At 43.4% G+C, this 26292-nt stretch carries 19 protein-coding genes; 6 read left to right on the forward strand and 13 right to left on the reverse strand.

Annotation, left to right across the window (positions count from 1 at the left end):
- Positions 1 to 39: 39 nt before the first annotated feature.
- The 3 genes from G500_RS0118265 to G500_RS0118280 all read right to left on the reverse strand — a co-directional run bounded on the left by G500_RS0118265 (position 40) and on the right by G500_RS0118280 (position 4896).
- On the reverse strand, positions 40 to 3546 hold the full coding sequence (locus G500_RS0118265) for a preprotein translocase subunit SecA (protein ID WP_035758029.1): 3507 nt from the start codon (positions 3544 to 3546) through the stop codon (positions 40 to 42).
- Between the two features lie 384 nt (positions 3547 to 3930).
- The gene (locus G500_RS0118275; RefSeq protein ID WP_027003590.1) at positions 3931 to 4488 is read right to left on the reverse strand and encodes a hypothetical protein; all 558 of its coding nucleotides are present in this window, start codon (positions 4486 to 4488) and stop codon (positions 3931 to 3933) included.
- Between the two features lie 45 nt (positions 4489 to 4533).
- Positions 4534 to 4896 carry a hypothetical protein gene (locus G500_RS0118280; RefSeq protein WP_027003591.1) on the reverse strand — a complete coding sequence of 121 codons (363 nt, stop codon included), beginning with the start codon at positions 4894 to 4896 and terminating at the stop codon, positions 4534 to 4536.
- 310 nt (positions 4897 to 5206) lie between these two features.
- Here G500_RS0118280 and G500_RS0118285 point away from each other — a divergent pair, with 310 nt between their 5' ends.
- Positions 5207 to 5812: a HupE/UreJ family protein gene (locus tag G500_RS0118285; protein ID WP_027003592.1), complete on the forward strand. Its 606-nt coding sequence runs from the start codon at positions 5207 to 5209 to the stop codon at positions 5810 to 5812.
- A 46-nt stretch (positions 5813 to 5858) separates the two neighbouring features.
- On the forward strand, positions 5859 to 6002 hold the full coding sequence (locus G500_RS25805) for a hypothetical protein (RefSeq protein ID WP_154657221.1): 144 nt from the start codon (positions 5859 to 5861) through the stop codon (positions 6000 to 6002).
- Here the strand turns inward: G500_RS25805 and G500_RS0118295 are convergent.
- The 4 genes from G500_RS0118295 to G500_RS26300 all read right to left on the reverse strand — a co-directional run bounded on the left by G500_RS0118295 (position 5995) and on the right by G500_RS26300 (position 10270).
- Positions 5995 to 8271: a 7TM diverse intracellular signaling domain-containing protein gene (locus G500_RS0118295; protein ID WP_027003593.1), complete on the reverse strand. Its 2277-nt coding sequence runs from the start codon at positions 8269 to 8271 to the stop codon at positions 5995 to 5997. The genes G500_RS25805 and G500_RS0118295 overlap by 8 nt on opposite strands.
- Before the next feature lie 173 nt (positions 8272 to 8444).
- The gene (locus G500_RS25280) at positions 8445 to 9128 is read right to left on the reverse strand and encodes a DUF1361 domain-containing protein (protein ID WP_051203858.1); all 684 of its coding nucleotides are present in this window, start codon (positions 9126 to 9128) and stop codon (positions 8445 to 8447) included.
- On the reverse strand, positions 9112 to 9774 hold the full coding sequence (locus G500_RS26295) for a hypothetical protein (protein ID WP_211220173.1): 663 nt from the start codon (positions 9772 to 9774) through the stop codon (positions 9112 to 9114). Before G500_RS26295 ends, G500_RS25280 begins: the two co-directional genes overlap by 17 nt.
- Complete coding sequence (locus G500_RS26300) at positions 9767 to 10270, reverse strand: hypothetical protein (RefSeq protein ID WP_211220174.1); 504 nt, start codon at positions 10268 to 10270, stop codon at positions 9767 to 9769. Before G500_RS26300 ends, G500_RS26295 begins: the two co-directional genes overlap by 8 nt.
- Before the next feature lie 285 nt (positions 10271 to 10555).
- Here G500_RS26300 and G500_RS0118315 point away from each other — a divergent pair, with 285 nt between their 5' ends.
- The gene (locus tag G500_RS0118315) at positions 10556 to 12496 is read left to right on the forward strand and encodes a propionyl-CoA synthetase (RefSeq protein ID WP_027003594.1); all 1941 of its coding nucleotides are present in this window, start codon (positions 10556 to 10558) and stop codon (positions 12494 to 12496) included.
- Between the two features lie 193 nt (positions 12497 to 12689).
- Here G500_RS0118315 and G500_RS0118320 read toward each other — a convergent pair whose 3' ends face one another.
- From G500_RS0118320 to G500_RS0118345, 5 genes are all read right to left on the reverse strand, one after another.
- Positions 12690 to 13250, reverse strand: a complete 561-nt coding sequence (locus G500_RS0118320) for a hypothetical protein (RefSeq protein ID WP_211220175.1) — start codon at positions 13248 to 13250, stop codon at positions 12690 to 12692.
- Between the two features lie 98 nt (positions 13251 to 13348).
- Positions 13349 to 16654, reverse strand: a complete 3306-nt coding sequence (locus tag G500_RS24180; protein ID WP_051203860.1) for a tetratricopeptide repeat protein — start codon at positions 16652 to 16654, stop codon at positions 13349 to 13351.
- Between the two features lie 76 nt (positions 16655 to 16730).
- Entirely contained in the window at positions 16731 to 18143 is a 1413-nt protein-coding gene (locus G500_RS0118330; protein WP_027003596.1) for a vWA domain-containing protein, read from the reverse strand.
- A 54-nt stretch (positions 18144 to 18197) separates the two neighbouring features.
- On the reverse strand, positions 18198 to 20345 hold the full coding sequence (locus G500_RS0118335; RefSeq protein WP_027003597.1) for a PAS domain-containing sensor histidine kinase: 2148 nt from the start codon (positions 20343 to 20345) through the stop codon (positions 18198 to 18200).
- Between the two features lie 75 nt (positions 20346 to 20420).
- Positions 20421 to 21404, reverse strand: coding sequence for an SDR family oxidoreductase (locus tag G500_RS0118345; protein WP_027003598.1), 984 nt, complete (start codon positions 21402 to 21404; stop codon positions 20421 to 20423).
- 238 nt (positions 21405 to 21642) lie between these two features.
- Between G500_RS0118345 and G500_RS0118350 the strand changes: the two genes are divergently transcribed.
- Complete coding sequence (locus G500_RS0118350) at positions 21643 to 21933, forward strand: hypothetical protein (protein WP_027003599.1); 291 nt, start codon at positions 21643 to 21645, stop codon at positions 21931 to 21933.
- A 113-nt stretch (positions 21934 to 22046) separates the two neighbouring features.
- Positions 22047 to 24167 carry an ATP-dependent DNA helicase RecG gene (gene recG / locus G500_RS0118355; protein WP_051203864.1) on the forward strand — a complete coding sequence of 707 codons (2121 nt, stop codon included), beginning with the start codon at positions 22047 to 22049 and terminating at the stop codon, positions 24165 to 24167.
- A 25-nt stretch (positions 24168 to 24192) separates the two neighbouring features.
- On the opposite strand, the gene hemW is transcribed toward recG, so the two are convergent.
- Complete coding sequence (hemW, locus tag G500_RS0118360) at positions 24193 to 25320, reverse strand: radical SAM family heme chaperone HemW (RefSeq protein ID WP_027003601.1); 1128 nt, start codon at positions 25318 to 25320, stop codon at positions 24193 to 24195.
- A gap of 173 nt (positions 25321 to 25493) precedes the next feature.
- Here hemW and G500_RS0118365 point away from each other — a divergent pair, with 173 nt between their 5' ends.
- A complete protein-coding gene (locus tag G500_RS0118365) occupies positions 25494 to 26201 on the forward strand; it encodes a hypothetical protein (RefSeq protein ID WP_027003602.1) in 708 nt (235 codons plus the stop codon).
- The last annotated feature ends 91 nt before the right edge of the window (positions 26202 to 26292 follow it).

The raw sequence follows: 26292 nt of genomic DNA on the forward strand, positions 1-26292 counted from the left end.
AAAACCTCGACGACGGCTAACAGCCTCGTCGACGGTTGCCTAAATCAAGACGCACTTATTGTCATCGAGGTCGGCTTTGAGTTTTTTATACTTGCCTTCCACAATTTCGCCATTGTGATAGCGTACCTTAATGGTTTGGTTTCTATCTGGCTCTTTGGTGACGGTTCTTGGGGTTATTTTTTCTTCCTGCGGCTGCGTGTTTCCAACTTTTTGGTTGTCGCTTTGCAGGTCTATCTCACCGCTGCGCTCGGCTTGGTTGGTTTGCATTTGCTTTTCCCTTTCGGCGCGTTCTTTTTCTTGTTTCAAAAAGGCGGCGCGTGCGCGTTCTACATCGGCAGGGTCTTGCTGGTGAAGCTGCACCTTTGAAAGGAACTGCACCACTTCTTCATTCAAATCAGCGATAAGCTGCTTAAAGAGATTGAAGGCTTCAAATTTATAGACGACAAGGGGGTCTTTTTGCTCGAAACGCACCATTTGTACCTGCTTGCGTAGCTCGTCCATTTCGCGCAAATGCTCTTTCCAAAGGTTATCGATGATAGAAAGGACAATATTTTGCTCCATTTCTTTCATCAAACTTGTCCCCTTGCTCTCGATGGCGCGTTTGACATCGATAACGGGGTTCATATAGCGTTTGCCGTCTGAAAAGGGAATGGCAGCATAGCTATTTGGCTCGCCGTTGGCATTTGGGTAGGAAGGCAGGGCAATGATATAGTTGTATTCATTGAAAAGAAGCGTAACCTGCTGCATGATTTTGCCGCGCTCCTGATAGACCGATTCGAGGACAGGAAGCAATTTTTGAGCAATCGCCTGCTTTTTCGCCTTGTAATCTTGATACACTTTTCGATATAAAAGCTGCACCAAGCGGCTTTCTTCTTCGGTGCGGAATTGGTTTTCGTCTATGCCTATTTCCAAAAGTCCGAAGAAATCGTAACAAGCGTGTTGGAAGGCAGCATAGTCGCCTTTGTAGGTAGTGATGGCAGTACGCGCCATTTGGTAGAAAATTTCCATCAAGTCCAAATCCAGACGCTCTCCGAAAAGGGCATTTCTGCGTCTTTTATAGATGACATTGCGCTGCTTGTTCATCACGTCGTCATACTCTAAAAGGTGCTTGCGTGCGCCGAAATTGTTTTCTTCTACCTTTCTCTGCGCCCTTTCTATGGATTTGGTAATCATCGAGTGTTGGATAACTTCGCCTTCCTGCAAGCCAAGTCTATCCATAATAGAAGCAATTTTATCCGAACCGAACATGCGCATCAGCGGGTCTTCCAAACTGACGAAGAACTGCGAACTACCGGGGTCGCCCTGACGACCTGCCCTACCGCGCAACTGCCTATCTACACGCCTCGACTCGTGGCGTTCCGTTCCGATAATTGCCAAACCGCCTGCGGCTTTTGCTTCGGGCGTGAGTTTGATGTCGGTACCGCGCCCTGCCATGTTGGTCGCAATCGTAACCGTACCCGGGATACCTGCTAAGGCTACAATTTCGGCTTCTTTGGCGTGCTGCTTGGCGTTCAAGACCTGATGCGGAATTTTGAGCATGCTCAAAGCCTTGCTCAAAATTTCGGACTTTTCTACCGAAGTAGTACCGACCAAAACGGGGCGTTTTTTCTCTACACAGTCCTTGATTTCGGCTACAATGGCTCTTAATTTTTCGCGCTCGGTCTTGAAAACTTTGTCTTCTAAGTCGAAACGCGAAATTTTGCGGTTGGTAGGAATACTGACTACATCTAATTTGTAGATTTCGCCAAACTCTGCCGCTTCGGTTTCTGCCGTTCCCGTCATACCTGCTAATTTGTGATACATACGGAAATAGTTTTGAAGCGTAACTGTCGCATAGGTTTGGGTGGCATCTTCTACCTCTACGTTTTCTTTGGCTTCTAAGGCTTGGTGTAGCCCTTCGGAATAGCGTCTGCCTTCCATGATACGCCCTGTCTGCTCATCTACAATCTTGACTTTGCCATCTTCGGAAACGATATAATCTACATCTTTTTCAAAAAGGGTATAGGCTTTCAAAAGTTGGGAAACGGTGTGGATACGCGAAGCCTTTGCATTGTATTCGAGCATCAATTTATCTTTGAGTGCCGCCTTTTGCGGTTCGTCCAAATCCTGCCGCTTTTCTATTTTGGCAATTTCTACGCCAATGACAGGCAGGACAAAAAAGCCCGCTTCTTCGTTTTGTTTGGTCAGCGTTTGGATACCTTTTTGGGTAAGCTGCACCTGATTGTTTTTCTTTTCGATGGTAAAAAATAGCGGCTCATCGGCTTCGGGCATGCGGCGAGCATTTTCGGAAAGGTACTCATTTTCAACCCTTTGCAAAATCGCCTTCACGCCTTGTTCGCTCAAAAATTTGATAAGCGGCTTATATTCGGGCAAGCCACGATAAGCGCGTAGGATAGGCAAAGCCGCCTCTTTGTCTTTGCCTTCTTTCAAAAGGCGTTTGGCTTCGTTCAAAAATTCTAAAATCAACTTTTCTTGTGCCTTTACCAAATCTGCCACACGCGGTTTGAAGCGATTGAAGTCTTCTTTGTCGTCGCTATTCGAAACGGGTCCTGAAATGATAAGAGGAGTTCGCGCGTCATCAATCAAGACCGAGTCGACTTCATCGACCATAGCGAAGTGGTGTTGGCGTTGTACCAATTCATCAACCTCACGCGCCATGTTATCGCGCAAATAATCGAAGCCAAATTCGTTGTTTGTTCCATAGGTAATGGAGGCACGATAGGCATTTCGGCGGGCTTCGGTATTGGGCTGATGTTTGTCGATGCAATCTACGCTCATGCCATGAAACTCGAAAAGAGGTGCCATCCATTCGCTGTCGCGCTTTGCCAAATAGTCATTGACCGTAACCAAATGCACGCCTCTATCGGCTAAGGCATTGAGGAAAGAAGGGAAAGTAGAAACAAGGGTCTTGCCCTCGCCTGTCGCCATTTCCGCAATTTTGCCCTGATGCAAGACCACGCCGCCGATTATCTGCACGTCGTAATGCACCATGTCCCAAGCCAATTCCTGCCCTGCCACAAGCCACTTGTTGTACCAAATCGCCTTGCCGTCGGCGGTAAGCTCTACGCCACTATCGGCAGTTGCCTTTCCTTCGGCGCGTAATTTCGCATAGCGATTGCCATGCTTGCGGTCGTTGTCGTTGGCAGTAACGACTATTTTTTTGTTCTCCTTAAATCTTCGCGCCGTTTCCTTTACGATAGCAAAACCCTGCGGCAGCACCTGTTCCAAGACCACTTCCAGTTCCTTATTGCGTTGCTTTTCAAGCTCATCAATTTGGGTAAAAATCGTTTCTTTCTGCTGAATTTCCATCTCTGGATTTTCGGCTATCTGGCGGCGCAAGTCGGCAATTTTGTCGTCGGTGTCTTTTAGATGCGCATTGATAAGGGCTTTGACATCTTGCGTGCGCTCACGCAGTTGGTCGTCAGAAAGAGATGCCAAACGGTTAAATTCTGCATTTACTTTCTCTACGTAAGGAAGGAGTTTTTTGCGGTCGCGGTCAGATTTGGTGCCGAATACCGAAACGATAGCTTTTGTTAGAAAATCCATAAAATATAAAAACGATATGTACCGAAGTTGAAATTACAAAGGGAAAACAAACTGCTGGTAGGCAAGGCGCAGCTTGTAAAAATAGAAAAAGCAGAAGGCTTTTGCTTTCATAGAAAGAAACCCGCCATATTGATTTATGCAGGCTTTTTTTTAGCCAAACCCGACAAATTGTCAGATTTTACCCCGCTCCGCAAAAAGGCGAAAGGGCAGGGCAAGATTTAGGCAAGTTGGCTCAAAGCCGCTATGAAGCACAAAATTACGAAATCATGGGGAATAAAGGATAAAAATAGCGCGTTTTCGGATAAAAAAGCCCTTAAAAGTATTCCATTTCGGCAAGCCACTGCCTCGCTTACGCACTTTGAAATAGGAACTTCGCCCTGCCTTTTAGCTTTCTAAGGTAGAATTGAGCCACAGCCAAGCGGCGGCCTCGGTTTCGAAAAATGCCGTCTTGATTTGCTGCCCCTGTGCCTCGTCCATTGTTTGCTCGATGGCGATTTGTGCAATCTCGTCGGGCGGCATCAGAAAAGCCTCCTGCACGATACCTGCCTCTACTTCGGCGGCGTTGATGTGGGTATCTATCCATTCTTGGAGCGCAGGCTCTACCAAAATCTGAAAATTTCGCAAGTCCCAAAGAATTTTCTTTGCCTGATACAAAGTGATAAAGGGTAGAAAATTGGGCATTTCGGATTGGAAAAGTTCTACTTCATTTTCCAAAAAAAATAGCTCGATTTGAAGCACAGCCTCACCTTCGGGCGGCTTGGTTTGGGCTTTTGCGGTTTGAGGGGTGATTTCGGTGCTGACTGCATCTTGACTTTCATCTTGATTTGGGCTATTTTTTTCTTCTATATCTTCAATAACATTTAAAAAATCAGACGAAAAATCAGATACCAAACAAAGCCATACGCGCCAACGCGCTTGTTCATAAATTATACTTTTTTGCATAAAAATTGTATTAAAAATTGAATACTATAAAAAATAACAACCCTTTTAAAAAGGTGGTGGTGCATTGAGGTTATTGCCTTTAAAGGGCTGCTGGTGCAAATTTTTATCGGAAAGCGTATATCTGACTGTTCCGTTGTCCAAAAAATCGGTTTCGAAAACGCCTTTGGCATACAAATCTTCGAGCCTTTCCTGCGCCTTCCCCAAATCCACGCCCAAGAGTAAGCATAGGTGCGAAGCCGTAACACTGCCCCCTGCACGCGCTACCTCGCTAATTAGATTTGCGTCGGATAATTTACGCGCCAAAGCCTTCGCCTTCGCTTTTTTATTGTACCAAAAACCAACCCCCGCAAAAGCCAGAAGCACGCATAAGGTAGGAAGCAAAATGGTGATGATTCTCAAAAATATCATACTTACTTTGGTTTAAAATGAGGCATTTAGCAGAAAAAAGAGCGTTTTGAAGATTTCACTCCTCGCTCTGAAAGGCAAAATAAGGGTTTTTAGATAAAAAAGCAACCCTGCGCCTCAATTTTTGTTTATGTTTTGTTTTCTATCTTTGCACAGGTCTTAGGCTCAGTCTTAGGCTTGTGCTTTTCAAGACCCTGCTGAACATAGAAATATTGCGAACTTTGCAATTATTTTTATGCTTCTTTTTATGATTCTTTTTGCAATTCTTTTTGCAATTCTTTTTGCCTTTAAAATTAGACAAACCCCAACTCCCATGATGACAAGCGATAGCTTCTGGATTTACTTACAATTAGGCTTTGAACACCTGACAGACTGGCAGCAAGGCTACGACCACTTGCTTTTCATTGCCGCCTTAGCCGCTCTCTACGATTGGAAGGCTTGGAAAAAAGTAGTGGGCTTGGTCAGTGCTTTTACCTTAGGACATTCGCTCACGCTCCTATTGGCAGGCTTGGGCATTATTCCCTTCTCTGCCGATTGGGTAGAATTTCTGATTCCCGTTACGATTTTGCTAACGGCACTCTGGAATTTGAGCGGCTTGCTCTGGAAAGAGGCAGGTGCGCATTTCGGACTAACCTACGCCCTTACAACGATTTTTGGGCTTATTCATGGCTTGGGTTTTGCCAATACCGCTCGCGCTTTGATAGGCAAAGCGCAAAGCCTTTGGGTTGCCGTCTTGGGTTTCAATGTAGGCGTTGAAATTGGGCAACTTCTGATTGTCGCCGTCTTGTTCGCCTTAGTGGGCGTATGGACGCAGGTTTTGAAACTCGATAAAAAAATATGGACAGCCGCTCTTTCCCTGCTTGTGGCTCTGCTTGCGGCGCAAATGGTTTGGGAAAGGGCTGCATTTTTGGCAGAGTAATAAGGCAGACACAGTTTTTCAAACTTGACACGAAATAAAATTTGGCATGAATCCTATTTTTGGATATGAAACCTTCTTTTTATTTCAACCTCGCTTCGGACAAGGCAGTGCCTTGTCCCTACGACCGTTGCAACAACGCCCTACTTTTCTCCACTTTGTCCTGCAAAATCGCATCAAAAAGTTTAGATAATGACCTTTACCCCCAAGACAACGATGTCATCAATTTGCTTTTCACCTCCTTGTAGCACCCAATTTTGCAGGGTAGTGCTTAATTTTTCCTGCTGTTGGGGCAGAGGCTCTTGTGCATTTTGAGCAAGCAACTCCTTGAAGCGTTTTTTCATAAACTTCTTTCTCTCTTTTCCGCCGAATTGGTCTTGATAGCCGTCGGAGGCAAGATAAAAGGTCGTTTCACTTTCCAAATCAACGGTTTGCGTCTGATAGTGGCGTTCTCTGCCATACTGCCTACTTCCAATGGGCATCTTATCCGCCTTTATCTCTGTAAAAGTTTGATTCTGCCAACAATAAATCGGACTCATGGCGGCGGCAATTTGTGCCTTCTTAGCTGCCCTATCGATGACCAAGACGGAAACGTCCATGCCGTCGGTATTGTCGGAAACATCTTGTCGTAGTGCCTTGTAGATATAAAAATGCAGTTTGTTTAAAATTTGGTCGGGCTGATAGGTATGTTCCTGAAAGACAATGCTATTGAGCGCGGAAATTCCCAAAGTAGACATAAAAGCACCCGGCACGCCATGCCCTGTGCAGTCTGCCAATACCAAAATCAATTTTTCACCGACTTCCTCACACCAATAAAAATCGCCACTGACAATGTCGCGAGGCAAATAGAGGACAAAAAACTCGTCGAAAAGTTGTCTGACACGCTCCTGCTGCGGCAGTAGGGCATTTTGAATACGACTTGCATAGACAATACTCGCCTTTACTTCCTCGTTGCTCTTTTTGATAAGTTCGTTTTGCGATTGCATCACCTCCAAGATAGAAGAAAGTTCTTCGTTGTGTTGTGAAATTTCCTCGCTTTGCTGCTGAATTTCGTCGTTTTTTTCTTGTAGCTCTAAGTTTTTTTCCAAAATTTCGGCGGTTCGCTCCTGAATTTTTCGCTCCAAAACGGCATTTTGCTCCTCTATGAGTTGCAACTTTTCGGCTCGCTCGCGCTCTCTTTCCTTTCTCAAAAGGTTGAGTCTATCGCCCAAAGCAAGGGAAAACATCCAAACTTCTAAGGCTACGCCAAAATAAAGTGCGCTACGTGTATAAGGATTGTAGGTGAAAGCAATGCCATTGGCTACGGAAAAAAAGCAAAAAGCACCAGCCATCAGCAGCGTCCAGCCTAAGGCGTAGAAACGCGCTCTTGGGTCTTTTTTATAGACAAAATAATAAGCCGTAATCAGGCAGGTGAGATACAAAACCATCACTAAGGCTTGAAAAATATTGAGCAAATCGCCACGCACAATACCTAATAGCGAAAGGATAGGATAAATACCCACCATCACAAAAACAATCGTAAGGATAGCCTTCCTTCCGAAATTGCCTTTTTTGGGGCTTAAATCCAAGTATTTGATACAAAACATGCCCACAAAAAAGTAGGCAGGCGCGTGCCAAAGGATAAAATATTGATTTAGATTATAGCGATTGATAAAGCCAAAATCCCATTGTAGAAAAAACGGATAATTATTGGCATACATCATACCAAACATCATAGTTGCTAAATAGCCCATGTAATAGCCGTAGATATGCTCACGTGTAGAGGCATATAAAAAGCCATTGTAGAGGAGCATAATGATAATCAAGCCGCCAAACCCTGCTGTAAGAAAGTCATAAACGGTCTTGGTTTTGTGCAAAGATTTGAGCGTTCCTATTTCTATGGGTACTTCTAAGGTTAGATTTGCGTCTATGCTTAGGTAATAGACTTTGGGCTGTGTTTCGCCTTTTTTATTGATAGGCAGCCAAAAGGTATTGGCAGGATAGGCTTTGCTCTCTTCGGGACGCATCGAGCCTGTTTGGTGGAGCAGTTGTGGCGTGTCTGCCGAATCTAAGGCGTAGAAATTGATAAACCAAGGATAAGTAGAGCCTACATTTATCCAAATATCTTCGTCGGTATGATTTTCTACCGTAAAGCGAAACCAAAAGCGCGAAGTAGAAGCAGGACGCGCAAAAACGGGCTTATCGTTTGGTAGGAAAGCCCCTTTTTTATCTAAGGCTACAATCTGCGCAATGTCCATTCTGACCACTTTCCCTTCTGCGTCGGTTTGCTCTATTTCTTCGTAAAAGGAAACGGATTCGCCGATAAGAAACGAAATAGACTTGTCTTTAAAACTTATCTTTTGGGAAGACTCAATCCACGCATAGGGTTCTGCCAACTTTTGCTGTCCCCAAAGTAAAGAAGGAGGAAAGAGGATAGTAGAAAGAAGTAAGCACAACAGATTTTGTAGCAATTTTTTCAACATGGGCTTGGTTGTTTTTCTAAACTTAACGTTTGTGAGAAGTTTTATGGGCTACTTTTGAAAGTAGCATTTTTTTATGAACAAATTACAAAACAGGCTTTCACTTATCTATAAATTACTGAAAATCAATATTCTACAAAAGAAAAAGCCTGTATTGCGAGCTGTATTTACCAAGTCTAACTTTTTTGAGCGTCTTGCACAAAAAAGTTTTGTAAAAGGGGCGCAGATGCCCATAAAAGCAAAAGAATTTGCAAGAAACTAAACAAAAAAATCATACTATAAGTAGTCGGATTTTTTGAGATAGGAAAAAGATGGTCTATGATAAGGACAAATGTTTGAATGGGTTTGGAAAAGATGTCCCAAGAGTTGAGGCGCAACACCCTTCCCAAATAGATGCCCAAGCTACTCATAAAAATTGAAAAAAGCAAGACAATCCAAGAAAAAACCTTACTATTTTTACCGCTTCTACTCTGAATTAAATCTAAGGCAACACTTAAAGAATAAAAGCCTGCAAAAGTGGAGAGCATTGCCAGAATAAAAATCAGGAGTGCATCATAGACCACAATCGGACTGCTTGAATTGATGTGTATCAAATCGGTAATCATATAGGGCGCATTGGGGTAGAAAAGTAGCCAAAGCCCCATGCCGAACCAAAAAAAGACGCGCCCAATTTTGCCCTGCCCATAGGCTACGGCACTTATCACGACAAGCGGTATGATGCCCAGAAATAAATTCCAAAGCAGGAAGTTATAAATTTGATTGCCCACCAGCATATTGCGAAGCCATAATAAGAGCAGGGCAGGCAGTCCTGTTAGCAAAAGCGTGAGCCAATAGTATTTGATTTTATTTTTTAGTGCCATAAGAGTTGGGTTCGATGTCCGATTCAAGATTGAAGATGTAGGCAATGACAAGCCAAATTAGTAGGAACAAAATCCCAAAAAAGAGATAGCCAAAATAGCCCAATAGCGGCATTTCAGAAAAAAAATGCAGGACATTGACATAGGGAATGTCATATTTCCAATAGTTGGGATTTGCTACAATATCCGCCCTAAAAAAGCCCGACCCGAAGTTCCAAAATTCCCAAATAAAGCCGTTGAAGAACGTCGCTAAGGCGAGCAGAATGGTTTGTGTCCAGTCGCCCTGACGTATCGAGCTAAAAGGCGTAGGCACGCCTGCCAAACTCAAAGCAGCCCCCAAAACAGGAATACAGCCTATCCATAAGCCCCAAAAAAAGAGATAAGGCGCGTATCCCATCAAAAAGAGCAAGCCAAAACCTGCGAATAAGAAAAAAAACAAGCCGCCCTTTCCTACGCTGATTTTCCAGCCCTGACTGTATTTGCGATTGAGGGCAGGCACTGTTTTGAGCAACCAATACCACTCTATAATGGCAGGAAGCACCGTTGTATAAGCAATCGCCTGCACGACAATATTGCCAAAGGGAGTCAGCAGGTAGGCATTGGGATAATACCAGTTTTCTAATACGAAAAAGTCTAAATATTCAAACATAAACCACATTGTACAAGAAACAACCCCCAACAAATTTGAGCAGGGCTGTGCGGCTTGAAATTAGGGAAAAACCCTTATTTCTACTATAAACCCAACCGTCTAACATCAGGATAAAACCCCACCAGAGCGGCGTAAAAGACCAATAACTAAGGTATATAAGCGGTTCGGGTTTGAGCCACATGAGCAGCCAGCTCACGCCATTGAGGACAAGCCCTGCATAAAACCATTTGGGCAAGGGTACTTTTTCGGGTGTAGCAGGCGGTGGGCTTTTTTTAAAGCCAAAAAGTTGGGGAAAAAGTAGGAAAAGGCTCAATAGCAGCACAAAGGCAGCCGCAATGATAAAAAGGGTTTCATTAAAACCCGGCTTGCCTGCCACAAATTGTGAGGGGAATAAGCCGTATCCGTCGGGCAGTTTGCCCCATTTGAGCAAAGAGCCAAGATAGGGTACGAAAAAAACAAGTCCGAAAATGAAAGCGACAAAAAAGCGTTTTTTCATGGGTTTGATAAAAATAAAGATGTTAATTTTTTAAGGCTAAAAATTGTTGCGCCTAAGATATTGAAAAAAGAGAAACGCGCTACTTTCAATCGTAAAAAAAAGCAAAAAAAAAGATAGGCAGCGAAAATAAGCGCAATTTCGCTGCGTCAAGATTCTGCAAATTAGACTTTTAGCCAAATAACTATCTCTATTTAACAGTTTGAGTGGTGAAAAATTTTACATTTCGATAAAGAATAGTTAATTTTATAGGAACGTATTTTTTCACCTAAACAACACCGAACACTTATGCAGTCTTGCTCTCCCAAGTCCCCTAAAAACTATCAAGCTCTCTACCAAAAAAGCCTCGAAGCCCCTATTGACTTTTGGCAGGCAGAGGCAGAGAAAATTGCTTGGTTTCAAAAGCCGACTCAAATCCTGACACAAAACGAAAGAGGCTATTACCGTTGGTTTGCCGACGGCAAGCTCAATACCTGTTATTTAGCCGCCGACCACCACGTAGCGCAGGGCAGAGGCGAAGAAATCGCCCTAATTTACGATTCGCCCGTAACGGAGACGAAGCAAAAATTCACCTACCGTCAGCTTCGCGATGAAGTGGCACAACTGGCAGGAGTCTTGTCGGCATTGGGCGTAACCAAAGGCGATACGGTCATTATTTATATGCCCATGATTCCACAGACGCTTTTTGCGATGCTTGCCTGTGCGCGTTTGGGGGCGATACACTCGGTAGTTTTTGGCGGCTTTGCAGCCCATGAGTTGGCAGTTCGGATAGATGATGCCAAACCCAAGCTCATTTTATCGGCTTCTTGTGGAATAGAAGTGGATAGGGTCATTCCCTACAAGCCACTTTTAGACAAAGCCTTAGCCGAGGCAAGCCATAAGCCCAAACACACGCTTATTTTTCAGCGCGAAGGCATTTTAAACGCCGATTTAAAGGCGGGCTATGATTTAGATTGGGCAGAACTTTTAGAAGATGCTGCACCTGCCGAATGTATTGCCGTCGCTTCCACCGACCCACTTTATATCATTTATACCTCTGGCACAACGGGCAAGCCCAAAGGTATCGTGCGCGACAATGGCGGACACGCCGTTGCGATGCAGCACAGTTTAGCAGGAGTTTATGACAGTTATCAGGGCGACATCTTCTGGGCAGCCTCCGATTTGGGTTGGGCTGTGGGTCATTCCTATATCGTGTATGCGCCCCTGATTGCAGGCTGCACCACGATTTTATACGAAGGAAAACCCGTCCGCACGCCTGACGCAGGGGCTTTTTGGCGCGTCATGGCAGAGCATCAAGTCAAGACCTTTTTCACTGCCCCTACCGCCATTCGCGCCATTCGCAAAGAAGACCCCGAAGGCTTACTTATCAAGCAATACGACCTATCGCACCTAAAAGCCTTCTTTTTGGCAGGCGAAAGATGCGACCCCGCCACGCTGGAATGGTTACAAGAAAAATTGGGAATCCCCGTTATAGACCATTGGTGGCAGACCGAATCTGGCTCTCCCATGCTCGCCAATCCTTTGGGCTTAGAACTTTTCCCCATCAAAGTAGGCTCGGCAGGTAAGCCCTTTTCAGGCTATCAAGTACAAATTTTGGGCGAAGATGGAAAAGCACTCCCCCCCAATCAAGAGGGTGCGGTTGTGGTGAAATTGCCACTGCCCCCCGGTGCTTTGCTCACCATTTGGCATGATGATGCACGCTTCGAAAAATCTTACTTCCAACGCTTCGAGGGCTATTATCTCACAGGAGATGGCGGTTTTTATGATGAAGAAGGCTATTTTTATATCATGGGTAGGATAGATGATGTTATCAATGTGGCAGGACATCGCCTTTCAACAGGTGAGATGGAAGAAATTGTTGCCTCCCATAATGCCGTTGCCGAATGTGCCGTTATCGGAATCCAAGACGCACTCAAAGGGCAAGTGCCTGTTGGGTTAGTGGTTTTAAAAGATGGGACAAAAATTAGCGAAAAAGACTTAGAAAATCAGCTCGTAGCCTTAGTGCGCGAAAAAATCGGGGCAGTAGCCTGTTTCAAAAGAGTGGCGATTGTGCAGCGACTCCCCAAAACCCGTTCGGGTAAAATCTTGCGAAATGTGATGCGAAGTATCGCAGACGGCAAGCCCTATTCCGTTCCTTCTACCATTGACGACCCCCTTATTTTAGCCGAAGTTTCCGACAAAATGCGGAAGGAAAAGATGGGCGAAGCCTTCGATGCAAAGCCCGAATAGCAGAAACCGTCGGCGAGGTTTGTAGTTTTAATTGTAGCGCGAAGCTCCAGCTTCGCACGTCTGTAACCGTCGGCGAGGTTTTTAGTTTTAATTGTAGCGCGAAGCTCCAGCTTCGCGCGTCCGCGACCGTCGACGAGGTTTCGTTTTCAGAAACACGACCCAAGTTCAGTACCTAAAAAGCGGCATGAGAAGCCTACAAAGGCTTCCATGCTTGTTTTTTGAAAAAGACGTTGCCAAATTTGGGAGAATTGAAAACCAAGTAAAAATCCCAAGCACCTCGATAGGTAGTTGGAGGAGTGGTGAGCAAATGATGGGTAGGTTGCTCCATTTTCAAGATAAGGCGAGCCGAGTTTGCTACATTTTTTGTAGAAATAGTACCTTTATATATTTTTACGATTTGCTCTTTATTTGTAACATAAAAATAAATAGAGTCGTTTTCTTTTATTTTAAAGCGAAAACTATTATATTGCCAGTCTGCTTGTTTTCCTTTAAAATAGTTGCGATTTACAACATATTCTCCATAGTAGTCTGCTTTTTCAAGTTCCTTTTTGGCAGTTGCCCAGCGAATAAGAACTGTACAAAAGATAAATCCTACCAAAAAAACAGCGAACCCTGCTAAGGCTTTCCCCAAAACAGAACTTTTTGTTACGCCCCAAAGCAATAGCAAAAGGGCAAAAAAAGGCAAGCCTATAAAAATCAGAAAAAAATTGAAGCCAAATCCCATCTTGAAAAAGGTAAAAATTAAATTGTTCAAACCTAATAGGTTTGATTTGTGCTAAAATCTTTAAATCATTTTCGGCAAAAAACACACAACTACACCAATCCTTTGAAGATTCATAAAGCCAAAAGAGCCTATTCTAAGGAGGCTAACTGATTTTTCGCAATCCCATAAAACTTCGTAAATTGAGCATAAGAGGGATAAGCATTTTTCAATTCTTCAAAAAGCCCGACCGCCTGCACCAAATATCGTTTGGCTTCCGCTTTTTTGTTCATTTTCAAATAAATCTCATACAATTTATAATACGAAATCGCCAGTCCATTTTTAAATCCCACGTTGGAAGGATAGGATTCATAAAGTTCTTTGAATAATTGGGTTTCTATTTCAAAAAACTGTAAAGCCTGCTGTAAATTGCCCAAACTCGACTGCACCTCCCCTAATTTAGAGTAGGAAATCGCCAGTCCATTTTTAAAGCCCACGTTGGAAGGATAGACTTCATAAAGGTCTTCAAATAACTTGGTTTCTATTTCAAAAAACTGTAAAGCCTGCTGTAAATTGCCCAAACTACTATGCGTTTCCCCTAATTTGGAGTAGGAAATCGCCAGTCCATTTTTAAAGCCCACGTTGGAAGGATAGGATTCATAAAGGTCTTTTGATAATTTGTTGTATTCCTCAAAATAAGGTAACGCTTTTTCTAAATTTCCTAACGATGAATAAATGATTCCAAGCCAACAAATTGCAGTTGCCAGTCCATTTTTAAAGCCCACGTTGGAAGGATAGGACTCATAAAGTTCTTTGAATAAAAGATTCATTTTTTCATAAAAGTCTAATGCTTTCTTTAAATCTCCCAAACTGCTATGCGTTTGCCCTAATTTTTCGTAGGAAATCGCCAGTCCTTCTTTAAAGCCCACGTTGGAAGGATAGGATTCAGAAAGTTCTTTTCCTAATTGATTTCGTTTTTCAAAAAACTCTAACGCCTGCGCTAAATCCCCCAAACTGCTATGCGTTTCCCCTAATTTTTCGTAGGAAATCGCCAGTCCATTTTTAAAGTCCACGTTGGAAGGATAGGACTCATAAAGTTCTTTTCCTAATTGATTTCGTTTTTCAAAAAAGCGTAAAGCCTGCGCTAAATCCCCCAAACTGCTATGCGTTTCCCCTAATTTGGAGTAGGAAATCGCCAACGCATTTTTAAAGCCCACGTTGGAAGGATAGGCTTCATAAAGTTCTTTTGATAACTCTATATCTTTTTCAAAAAACTCTAAAGCCTGCGCTAAATCCCCCAAACGGCTATGCGTTTCCCCTAATTTGGAGTAGGAAATCGCCAGTCCATTTTTAAAGTCCACGTTGGAAGGATAGGCTTCATAAAGTTCTTTTTTTAATTGATTGTATTTTTCAAAAAAGCGTAAAGCCTGCGCTAAATCCCCCAAACTGCTATGCGTTTCCCCTAATTTGGAGTAGGAAATCGCCAACGCATTTTTGATATTTTCAGAGTTCGGATTTTGGGAAGATAAAATAGAAAAAATTTGATTGCACTTATCGAAAAACTGCAAGGCATTAGACAAATTACCTACTGTTTCATAAAAATTACCAATCCTTTCGCACAAATTCCCTATTTCAAATTTGGGTTCAAAATGATTCACCACACTTTCGGCATAGCGGCTATAAAGCGTAGCATATTTGTAGTTATCTTTGTGGATATTGTCCCTATCCAGTTCATCAATCAAAAAATCAATCATCTTTTCACAATCGGCAAAAAGACGTTCTTGGTTTTTGTGGCGGGTTATTTCTTGTACTACGGGGCTTATCTTAAAAGCCGTTTCGTTTTGTTCTATCCAGCCTTTTTGGGCAAGCGAAAGCAGGGTATCGTCTAAATTTTCATCTTGTAAAAAGTTGTTAAGTGTTTCAAACTCAATATTTTCGGCAGGTAAAACGGCAAAAACAGAAAGCAAAACAATTTCGCTTTCTTGTAAGTCGGTCAGGTCGTACATTGCCAAAATAATGGCTTCGGGGGTTTCGTAGCGTATGCCTGTGCCTTTGGCTTGGTATTCGGTTTTTACCTCCTTGCTATGCGAAAGTTCTAAAAGGCTCTTTTGCAAGTTTTCTTTGAGCATTTGCAGGCTATATTTTTGGCGGAGTTTATTAAAATTCGTTAGGTTTTTTGCCAAAAGTTCCAAAACTAACGTATTTCCACCTACTGCCTCATAAATTTCTTCGAAAAGAGGCGTTTCGCTTTCCTGCATTTTTTTGTAATGTTCTTTAAACATTTGCAGGGCATCTTCTTTGCTCAAAGTGCCAATGGGGTATTTTTGGGCATACTCAAAATCTGCCAAACGCGAGGTGAGCAAGATATGAAAATTAGGGCATTTTCGCAGCCAAACAATATTTTCATTCAAATCTTCTTCGTTGTTGGCATTGTCCAAAATCAAAAGGCAGGGTTTGGTCAGATTAGAAACGGCTTCTATCAATTTTTGCATTTGCTCTTCCTGCGTTTCAGTCGTAAATTCCAATCCCAGCTTCCTGCTAAGAGTTAGAAGAGCGTTGGCGATACCATTTTCTACAAACAAAAACGCCAAATGCGAATAGTCATTTCCGTATTCTGCCCAATATTTGGCAGCAAAAGTAGTTTTTCCGATTCCGCCCTGCCCATTGACGAGCATCAAAAAATTGTCGCCCTCAAAAAGGCGTTTGTGTACGGCTTCTAAATCGCTATCCCTTCCCAAAACAAAAGGGGGTTGAAAAGGCGGCGAGGTGAGCAAAATAGGCTTGTGTTCGTCTTTGATAACCTGCTCAATCGTCCATTCGAGGGCTTTGGGGTCGTCTGTAAAAATGCCCCACTGTTGGACAAAATCCTCTTTTTTTCGGTCGATGATTTGCGATTTTTTGATAGCACTTCGCATAGGCGAAATAGTTATAGTTTCGGAATGTGCGGTAAATTCTTTCAGTTTGTCGCAGGCATTTTGGTAGGCTTGCGCAATGGTAGCGGGCTTTTCTGCAAAAAGAGAATGATAAAAAGCCTCCGCAAAATGCAGTGCTGCCTTGTCCTCGATGCTTCTATGCGTCGCAATCACGACCTTTACGCCCCCTTCGAGCAAACCCTGCACCTGCCCATAAGTAGCACAACCATTTAAAAAGACCAAATGCAGATTCGACTGATTATTTTTTATGAGGCTTGCTAAGGACTGCCCCCCAAATTCTCCATCAAAAAGGTCTAAGGTTTCCTTATTGGCGTGTCCTGCAAAATGAAAGAGCGCGAGGCGGTTTCTTTGTGTTTGGGTGAAGTCGTTAAAAAGTATTTCCTTTGTCATTTTGGGCGGATTTTCCAACTGGATTGCGCCCTTTCTGCGTATGCGCTCCAAAGAATGGTGCAGCTTCTCATTTTCATTTAAAACGTTATCCAAATTTGATTGGACAAAGGCAAAGTAAAAAACAGACTTTTGCATGTGCGTTTTGTTTGTAGATTTAAAAAAGAATTTAAACCTAATAGGTTTGAAGGTTTAAGTTTAAAGGTTTGCCTTGCTACAATTTAAAGACGTTGATATTGAAATTTCCGCCCGAAGTGATGTCGAAAACAACCGTTTTTGAAAAAGAGCTATCCGCCGCTTCTGCTGCGCGATACACAAATTTGTAGCGTCCGGGCTGCAAAGCCAAAGTCATCTGGGTAATGTTATTTTCTTGAAGATTGCAGAGCCACTCCTCGCTGCCATCTGACTTCAAGACATAAATGCTGGCAAAGCCTGCCAATTTGTTCAAGATGGTAAGCATACCGGGCGAAGGAATGTCTATTTTGGTGGTCTTTCCTTGCGCAATTTCTACCTCTTTGAAAACAAGGCGCGGACGGGTCAGCACCTCTACTTCGTATTTTCCTACCAAAAGGCGTTCAGGTTCATTTACTTTTTGTACCAAAAGGGTTTCAGACTTGCCTTTTTGTCTAATAATAGCCGCATGCTCGCGTGAATAGTCGGTCGCGCCCTTCTGATTGATTTGTATGATGCCTTGCGGTGCTGCAATTTTGATGGCGTTGTGCCTGCCGCCGATAATTTCTACGCCTTTTTTTACGACAGGGGGAGTGGTATAGACAATGATGTCGTAAGTAGGGACAGGGTCTATTTTGAGCAAGTCGGTTTTGCCTGCCTTATCGCGAAAATGCACGATATTATAGGCGTTTCTGCCTGTGCTGGCATTGAAAAAGGCAACATTTACGTCTTTTTCGCGCAACTGCCCTTTGTCGTCTAAAAGCTCGACGCTGACGGTGGTCTTGCCCAAAGTTTGCTGCATGACCTCGCTAAGGGCATTTTTGAACTGCCGCCCATTTTGAGCATTGAGAAAACGCCCCATACAAGCAAAAGCCTCCAAATATTTCAGTTCTATTCCCATGCCCACAACAAAAGGACGCAAGAAGATATTTTTTTCCTGCAAGCCACGCGAAATAGCACAGGGGTCGCCATTGCAGGCTTCAATTCCATCTGTAATCAGAATGATGATATTGCGCGTATTGCGCGTATCAGCGGCAAAATCCTTCGTTGCTTGTTCCAAAGAGTAGGCAATGGGCGTAGTGCCTTTGGCGGTAATTTCGTATAGCTTTTGGCGGATTTGATTGTGCGTTTTGGCTTTAATAGGCACTTCGAGCTTGGTATCTTGGCAATTTTTCTGGTTAGGGTAGAATTGATGCCCATACACGCGCAGCCCTACTTCGGTATAAGGCAGTTGTGCCACCGAATCGATGAGTTCGGATAAGATTTGTCGGGCAATTTCCATGCGCGTGCTTCCGTCCCAATCGGTGTTCATGCTTCCGCTGGCATCTAAGACAAACAAGATGCGCGTCGTTTGTGGAATTTCCTCCTTTTGCGCCTGCAAGAGGGCATTTTTTCCCATTATCGAGAAAAAAACGACAAAGAGTAGGCAGAATTTTTTGTATCGGTAGAGGCTCATAAAAGATGTTTTTTTAGGGGTTGAGATTTCTTGTGTCGAGATTTTTGGGGAAAACTAATAGAGCGGAAAAGTAATTTTGAAAGTCGTTCCTTTTCCTACTTCGCTCTCTATATCAATTTTACCGCCTAAGGCTTCTACCTGTGTTTTTACCAAGTAAAGCCCGATACCTTTTCCCTCGATGTGAAGGTGAAAACGCTGATAGAGGGTAAAGATTTTGTCTTTGTAGGTCTTCAAATCAATGCCCACGCCGTTGTCTTGAAAGTAGAGGCGCATTTTTTGGTCTTTTTGCTCCGTCCAGATGCTAATGATAGGCAGAGCCTCACTCTTGTATTTGATGGCATTGGAAATAAGATTAAAGAAAATACTTTGAATGTAACTTTTTACGGCAAAAAAATCATCTATTTGCGAAAAGTCTGTAAAAAGTTCTACCTGATGTTTGAGAATATGGTCGCGCAAATTTTCTACTGTTTGTTGGAAAATGGAGGAAAAACGGACACGCTCGCGCTTTTCGTCTATTTTTGTGCGTACCTCCAAAATTTTAGAGAGGTCTTTAATCACTTCATCTAAACTCTGCGCCGAAGTTTTGAGATGCCCCACTACCGTTTTGTTCCATTCGTCTTTGATTTCCTCCTCATTCAAGACCGAAGTAAGCCCCAAGATTCGCGCCACAGGTGCGCGTAGGTTGTGAGAAGTGATATAGGAAAAATCGCGTAAGTTGTTGTTTTGTTGGATAAGCTGTTGGATAGCTTCCTTTTTTTCATTTTCGGCTTGCCGCTGCTCACTTACGTCCTGTCCGATACTGATAGTGCCGATAATTTTACCTTGTGTGTCGCGCAAAGTGGTGTTGTTCCACGCAATCACGCGGATTCTACCTCTTTTGGTGAGGATAGAATTTTCGGCGTTGTATTCCATTGTGCGGTTGTGTCTTATTTTTTCAAAAAAACCAGCCTTTACACGCTCTCTCTCCTTCTCTGGCAAAAAAACATCAAACCAACTGCTGCCCATTACTTCTTTTCGCAAATAGCCTAATCTTTCTAAGGCAAAATCATTTACAAAATTAACTTTCCCCTCTGTATCTAACCCAATACAAATCAAACGCATCTTTTCCATCGTCTGGCGGAAACTTTCTTCGGATAAAATACGCGCCAATTCTGCCTCTTTTTGTGCCGTAATGTCGCTAATCATACCACTAACCTGCACTGCCTCGCCCGCTTCGGAAAGCACTAACCAAGTTTGCAGCCAAAGCCATGCGATTTTTCCATTTTTGCGAAAGATGCGAAAAGTAACATCAGAGGCAGGCGAAGCCGCCGAAAGTTGTAGGGCAGCCAACACACTTTCCCTATCTCTTTCATGAACGATTTGGGCAAAAGAGAGCAGACTTTTTTCCTGCAAATTAAGCGCGTTGGAGTGTGTATCGAAGCGTATATTTTTTTCTAAAAAATCGCGCTTATAGCCCGTAATGCTTTCTATGGCGGAGTTGAGAAATTGTAGCTGCCCCGTTTTGAGGTCTAATGTCCAGATGCTATCGGCAAGGGTTTCTAAAATGGTTTGCAGCCTGCCTTCGGTTTGGCGCACCAAATCCTCTGCCTGTTGGGTGATGACCTCATTGGCGAGGCGCAATTTTTCGTTTATCTCGGCAAAGGTTTCATTCATAGCCGAAAGTTCTTCATTGGTCGCCATAAGCTCGTCGTAGAGTTGCTGCTTTTCTATTTGGTCGCTTTTTTCGGCATCAATATCAGAGATAGAACCTGCCATGCGCAAGGGCTGCCCTTGTGCGTCTTTTTCGCATTTGCCATGCACGCGAAACCATTTGTAGATTGTTCCTACTTTGATTCTCAAATCCATTTGCATTTTTTCGTCATAGCGAATATGCCTTTCTGCCAATATTTTGAGCCTTTCTTTGTCTTTGGGAAAAAGCAGCGATTTGATTTGCAAAAAGGTGGGCTTGGCTTCTTCGCGCTCTATTTGCAGCATTTTGCAGCAATAATCGGAAAGGTATAAATTGTGCTTATCCTCTGCCTGCCATTCCCATATACCAAAATCCACACCTTCCACCACCAATTCCAGACGGCGATTTACCGCTCCTACTTCCAGATTAGAAGCCTCCAGCTCGGCTTTCAAATTTTTGAGGGCTTGGAAAAGTTCGGCTTGCAAGTGGGCAAATTTATTTTCCAAGTCTTGAATTTTATTGTGAGAAGGCATAGTTGGTTTTTTTGTAAAAATAAAAAGGATAGAGAAAGGGCGAAAAAAGTTTTTTTGCCTTTTTCGCCTAAAAAGCTATAAATGATGCCAATACCAATCTATCGCTGCCCGCACCCCTGCCTCGAAATTGTGGGTAGGACGGTAGCCCAAATACTGCACCGCCTTTTCTATACTTGCCTGCGAATGAGGAATATCGCCCTTCCGGTAAGGCGCAAAGATAGGGTCGAGGGTCGCAATTTGAGAGTCGTATTGTGCTAAATAATGTCGTAAAATTTGGTACATTTCTAAAAGTGAAGTGCGCCCTCCACAGGCGACGTTATAGACTGTGTTGAGTGCCTGCGGATTTTGGGTTTGGGCGGCTAATTCATTGATTTGCAAAACGTTGTCAATATACGTAAAATCGCGGGAATAATCGCCTTTTCCATTGATGGTTGGTTGTTTTTTTTGCATCAAAAGCATAATAAATTTCGGAATGACGGCGGCATACGCGCCTGCGGGGTCTTGTCTGCGTCCGAAAACATTAAAATATCGCAATCCCACTACCTCTAAGCCATATAAGGCTGCAAAATTTTGCGCATACAGTTCATTGACGTATTTGGTGATGGCATAGGGCGAAAGCGGTTTTCCTATGTTTTCTTCTACTTTGGGCAGTTTTTCCGAGTCGCCGTAAGTAGAAGAACTGGCAGCATAGACAAAACGGCGCACCTTGTTTTCTTTTGCCGCCCAAAGCATATTGAGCATGCCCGAAATATTGATGTCGTTGGTTAGGATAGGATTTTCTATCGAGCGCGGCACGCTCCCCAAAGCTGCCTGATGCAAGACTACCTCTACGCCTTCGGTGGCAGCCAAGCAGGTTTCGAGCTGCCGAATATCGCCTTCGATGAGCTTGAAATTGGGGTGCGTTAAAAAGTCTGCAATATTTTCCCTTTTGCCCGTTAGGAAATTATCCAAGCAAATCACTTGATTATTTTGGCTTAAAAATTTTTCACACAAATTAGAACCAATAAAACCAGCACCGCCTGTAACCAGCACGACGCTATTTTGAAGTGTTGTATTCATCTCTTGTTTTTTAATCATTTTTTAAAATAGCAACCAAAGAACGCATCAAACGCTAAAAAAAGAGCAGAAAATAGCTTCAAGAGAAGTCAATTCCCACTTTTTTTATTATTTTTGCCTCATTCCCTTTCCCAACTGCCTTTCTCTATTTTGCCACAAGAAAAATAGAGCGCGGCAGGCAAACAAAGCTACACAAAAATCGGCTTGTTCGCAAAAGACAAAATCCTAACCCAAGTTTAGCATGCGTATTTCCGTAGAAATTAGTTTATATCCTTTACAAGATAACTACCGCCCTTTGGTCAGGGGCTTTATCGAAGACTTGCAGGCAAGGCTTGCCGTGCTGCCCGAAGCTACCCAAGTGCAGAACTACCTGCGTGTCAATGGCATGAGCAGCCAACTTTTTGGGGAGTGGCAAATTTTGATGCCCATTTTAGAAAAAACTTTGGAGCAGACCCTACTAAAAGGCAAAATGTCGGTTGTGATAAAAATGCTTTCTACCGACGTAGGCGCGTATGAGTTTAGGCAATCATAAGGGAATAAAATTGGGCTTTTATTTGTTTTTTAGGTCTGGAAAAAATTTTATTCCACTCAAACTTCGGACAAAGCAGTGCCTTTTCCCTACTCTGGATTTAAAACGAACTTTATATGGACAACCAAGCGGCTTTTCCTTCGCGCTCTGATAATCTTTTCCAAACGCCTATCGCCTTTTTAAAGGGTGTAGGCGAAAAAAGAGCTGATATTTTGAAAACAGAACTGCAAATTTATACATTTGCCGACCTGCTTTTGTACTATCCCTTTCGATACGAAGACCGTAGCTCTTTTCATCATATCGGCGATATTACCGAAGAAAATGCGGCTGTGCAGCTAAAAGGCATCATGCGCAACATACAACTTTGGGGCGAAGGAACGAAAAAACGCTTGGAAGCAACCTTAGAAGACGACACAGGTATAGTCAAATTGGTTTGGTTTTCAGGGGCAAATTGGATAAAAAATAAACTAACAGAAGGCAAGACCTATATCGTTTATGGCAAGCCCAATCTCTACGGACGCAATTTTAGCATTTCGCACCCCGATTTCGAACTTTTTAGCCCTGAAAAGGAGAAAAAAACAAGCCTCATTCCCGTCTATCATACCACCGAAAAATGCAAGCGTGTGGGCATGGATAGTCGCGCTTTGGTAGAATTGCAGAAAGAACTCTTGCGCACCGTTCATAAAGAAATTCGCGAAAGCCTACCCGATTCGCTTCTAAGCCAAAACCAACTTTTAGACCGCCGAAACGCCCTTATTTCTATTCATTTCCCCAAAAACGAACCACTTTTGCGGCAAGCCCGAAGAAGGCTCAAATACGAAGAACTCTTTTTTATTCAGTTACAACTCTTGCAAGGCAGAGTGGCTCGCATAGAAAACAATGCGGGTATCATCTTTTCGAAAGTAGAAAAACTAAATCTTTTCTATAAAGAGCATCTGCCCTTTGATTTGACCAACGCCCAAAAGAGGGTCTTGCGCGAAATTTATCAAGACCTCAAAAGTGGCAAACAGATGAACCGCCTCCTGCAAGGCGACGTAGGTAGTGGCAAGACGATTGTTGCCTTTATTTGCATGCTTATGGCGTATGACAATGGCGCACAGAGCTGCCTGATGGCTCCTACCGAAATTTTAGCCGAACAGCACTACCAAAGCCTATTAGTTTTTGCTAAAAAATTAGGCATCAAGATTACACTGCTCACAGGCTCGACGAAAGAAAAAACAAGGCGCGTTTTATTGGAAGAATTGGCAGACGGACAGCTCGATATGATTGTCGGCACGCATGCACTTTTGGAAGATAGGGTACAATTTAAAAATTTGGGCTTGTGTATCATCGACGAACAGCACCGTTTTGGCGTAGCACAAAGGGCAAAACTTTGGCAAAAAAATGACCAAGCGTTTCCCCATATCTTGGTCATGACCGCGACCCCCATTCCGCGTACCCTTGCCATGACGCTATACGGCGACCTCGACCTCTCGCTCATCGACGAACTACCCGCAGGACGCAAACCCATCAAGACCGTCCATCGCTTTGATGCACACCGTTTGCGCGTTTTCGGCTTTTTGCGCCACCAAATTCAGGAAGGAAGGCAGGTTTATATCGTGTATCCGCTGATTGAAGAATCCGAAAAAATGGACTTAAAGAGTTTGGAAGATGGTTATGAAAGTGTCAAACGCGCCTTTCCCGACATTCCCATAGGCATTTTGCATGGCAGAATGTTGCCCAAAGATAAGGATTTTGAGATGCAGCGTTTTGTAAAAGGTGAAACCAAGATTATGGTTGCCACTACCGTTATCGAGGTTGGCGTGAATGTCCCCAATGCTTCGGTGATGATTATCGAAAATGCAGAGCGATTTGGTCTTTCGCAGCTACACCAACTTCGTGGGCGCGTAGGGCGAGGCGGCTACCAATCCTACTGTATCCTGATGACTTCGCACAAACTTTCGGCAGATGGCAAAAGGCGCATGGATACGATGGTCAGAACCAATAATGGCTTTGAAATTGCGGACGAAGACCTCAAATTGAGAGGGGCAGGCAATTTGGCAGGCACACAGCAAAGTGGTGCCGTTTCGCTTACCATTGCCGACCTTGCCCAAGATGGTGAAATTTTGACGACCGCACGCCAAAATGCCCTCGACATCTTAGAAGCCGACCCACAACTAACCCAATACCAAATCTTGAAGCAACAGCTCGAAGCACTAAGGAAAAAAGAGCCAATTCAGTGGAGTGAAATTAGTTAAAAAATTCTAAAAAAAATACATTTTACTACCAAAAAAGCCGCCAAGCGATTTCGTCAGCCAAGAGTCGCCCTGCTTTGGTGAGTTTGATGGAGGTTTTGTCGAAGGTAAGCAAATTTTGCTTTTGGTAAGAAGAAAGGAGGTTGAAATTTTTTTGATATAAATCGTAATGCCACTGGTTTTTTATTTTTACCAAATCTGTCCCCCAAATGGTGCGCAAAGAAGTGAGAATGTAGTCATTGAGCCGCTCCTGTGGCGAAAGGGTTTCTATCGAATAGGGTTTTTCACCCTTTTCGAGGGCAGTCATATATTTGTGGTTGTTGTCAAAATTTACAAATCGCTCTTTCCCATCATAGCTATGCGCCGAAGCCCCAATTCCTAAATAGGGCTTTTCCTGCCAATAGGCGGTATTGTGTACGGCATACGCCCCATTTTTAGCGAAATTAGAAATTTCATATTGCTCGAAGCCCGCCTTTTCGAGTTTTTCTACCAAAAAAGAAAACTGTTCGGCTGCCAAATCTTCCTCTAATTCCTGCAATCTACCCTTTTTAAGGGCATTGCCGAAAGCAGTTTTGGGTTCTATCGTTAGGGTATAAGCCGATAAATGGTCTATACCCAAATTGATGGCAATGTCTAAATCTTTTTCCAAAGCGGCAATCGTGCTATTGGGATAGGCATAAATCAAATCGAGCGATAGCCGATTAAAGCCCACCGCTCGCGCCCTTTCTACACAGGCACGCGCCTCTGCCGCGCTATGGCTACGGTTCATAAATTTCAAGACCTGTTCATCAAAAGACTGAATCCCGATACTTAGGCGGTTGATGCCAATTTCCCAAAATTGTCGCAATTTGTCTTCTGTCAAATCATCAGGATTTGCCTCTAAGGTAATTTCTGCCTTCGGTGCAAGGGTAAAATATTTGCGCACCGTTTTGAGCAAACCCGCTATGTCTTTGGCTTCTAATAGCGAAGGCGTGCCGCCGCCAAAATAGACGCTTTGTAGGGCTTGCGTAGTGGGGAAAAACTGCTTTCGTAGGCGAACTTCTTTTTGCATCATCTCCAAAAGTTTTTCTTTGTGGCGCAAACTTGTTACGAAGTGAAAGTCGCAATAATGGCAGGCTTGTTTGCAAAAAGGGATATGAAAATAGATGCCAGACATAGGCGCGGATTTTGAGTGAAAGGGCAAAAGCGAAAGGAAGCCTAAAATTACACAAAGAGCGACCAGAAAAAATACAATTTAGAAAAATTGTGGGTATTATTTTTGCGCACTTAGGGAATTTTCACTATTTTTAACTTTTCAAATCGTATTACCTTATTTTAACGCTTTTCAAGATGAACAAAAAACACACTCCCCTTGCACTCTTGGCTCTACTTTTTGCCCTTTTAGGCTTTACGGCTTGTTCTAAAAGTGTAGAAGGCGAACAGAAAAGTTGGGAAAGCAATCAGAAAGCCGTCAAGGATTTGGCACTTAGCTACCCTGCTTTCAAGAGCGTTTTAGAGTCGCAATTAGAAGCGGCACAGCAAGCCATGAAAGCCGCCGAAGGCATCAAAGACGAAAAAGAGCGCATCGAAAAAATGGCTGCCGCCAACGAAATGGCATTTGGCGAATTTGCCCGCTACCTCCGCAATTTTGACAAAGAGAAAAAGACTTTGCGCGAAAAAATGGACAAACTTGGTGCGCAAACCCTCGATGAAGCCAATCGCGCCAACGCCAATCGCGCCATAGAGGAAGCACGCATGGCGTTGCAAAAGGCAGAGGCTGCCATCAGCAAAGGCGGAACGACGCTCGAAGATGCCACCTCCGCAACACGCCTTGCCAAAAAAGCCATCGAAGAGGCAACCGAATCTATCACACGCATAGAAAAATTGGCACAAGACAAGCAAAAACAAACCACCGAACAGCAGGCACAGCAGCAGGCACAAGATTCTGTCAAGAAAGTAGAGGAGCAAAAAGCGCAATTCATCACTTGTCAGTATTGTCAAGTAAAAAATGAAGCTGGCTCTACCAAGTGCAAAGGTTGTAATGCGCCCCTAAACTAAGTTTTCCCCACTTTTTTCTTTTGATACAAAGACTCAAAACCCAATAGAAGGCATTTTCTCTATTGGGTTTTTTGCTGATATTTATCATAGT

Origin of the sequence: Hugenholtzia roseola DSM 9546 (genome assembly GCF_000422585.1) — a bacterium.
Classification (GTDB): domain Bacteria; phylum Bacteroidota; class Bacteroidia; order Cytophagales; family Bernardetiaceae; genus Hugenholtzia; species Hugenholtzia roseola.

Coding starts and splice junctions, on each gene's coding strand:
- G500_RS0118265 (WP_035758029.1), bottom strand. CDS start 3,546: ATGGATTTTCTAACAAAAGCTATCGTTTCGGTATTCGGCACCAAATCT.
- G500_RS0118275 (WP_027003590.1), bottom strand. CDS start 4,488: ATGCAAAAAAGTATAATTTATGAACAAGCGCGTTGGCGCGTATGGCTT.
- G500_RS0118280 (WP_027003591.1), bottom strand. CDS start 4,896: ATGATATTTTTGAGAATCATCACCATTTTGCTTCCTACCTTATGCGTG.
- G500_RS0118285 (WP_027003592.1), top strand. CDS start 5,207: ATGATGACAAGCGATAGCTTCTGGATTTACTTACAATTAGGCTTTGAA.
- G500_RS25805 (WP_154657221.1), top strand. CDS start 5,859: ATGAATCCTATTTTTGGATATGAAACCTTCTTTTTATTTCAACCTCGC.
- G500_RS0118295 (WP_027003593.1), bottom strand. CDS start 8,271: ATGTTGAAAAAATTGCTACAAAATCTGTTGTGCTTACTTCTTTCTACT.
- G500_RS25280 (WP_051203858.1), bottom strand. CDS start 9,128: ATGGCACTAAAAAATAAAATCAAATACTATTGGCTCACGCTTTTGCTA.
- G500_RS26295 (WP_211220173.1), bottom strand. CDS start 9,774: ATGTTTGAATATTTAGACTTTTTCGTATTAGAAAACTGGTATTATCCC.
- G500_RS26300 (WP_211220174.1), bottom strand. CDS start 10,270: ATGAAAAAACGCTTTTTTGTCGCTTTCATTTTCGGACTTGTTTTTTTC.
- G500_RS0118315 (WP_027003594.1), top strand. CDS start 10,556: ATGCAGTCTTGCTCTCCCAAGTCCCCTAAAAACTATCAAGCTCTCTAC.
- G500_RS24180 (WP_051203860.1), bottom strand. CDS start 16,654: ATGCAAAAGTCTGTTTTTTACTTTGCCTTTGTCCAATCAAATTTGGAT.
- G500_RS0118330 (WP_027003596.1), bottom strand. CDS start 18,143: ATGAGCCTCTACCGATACAAAAAATTCTGCCTACTCTTTGTCGTTTTT.
- G500_RS0118335 (WP_027003597.1), bottom strand. CDS start 20,345: ATGCCTTCTCACAATAAAATTCAAGACTTGGAAAATAAATTTGCCCAC.
- G500_RS0118345 (WP_027003598.1), bottom strand. CDS start 21,404: ATGAATACAACACTTCAAAATAGCGTCGTGCTGGTTACAGGCGGTGCT.
- G500_RS0118350 (WP_027003599.1), top strand. CDS start 21,643: ATGCGTATTTCCGTAGAAATTAGTTTATATCCTTTACAAGATAACTAC.
- recG (WP_051203864.1), top strand. CDS start 22,047: ATGGACAACCAAGCGGCTTTTCCTTCGCGCTCTGATAATCTTTTCCAA.
- hemW (WP_027003601.1), bottom strand. CDS start 25,320: ATGTCTGGCATCTATTTTCATATCCCTTTTTGCAAACAAGCCTGCCAT.
- G500_RS0118365 (WP_027003602.1), top strand. CDS start 25,494: ATGAACAAAAAACACACTCCCCTTGCACTCTTGGCTCTACTTTTTGCC.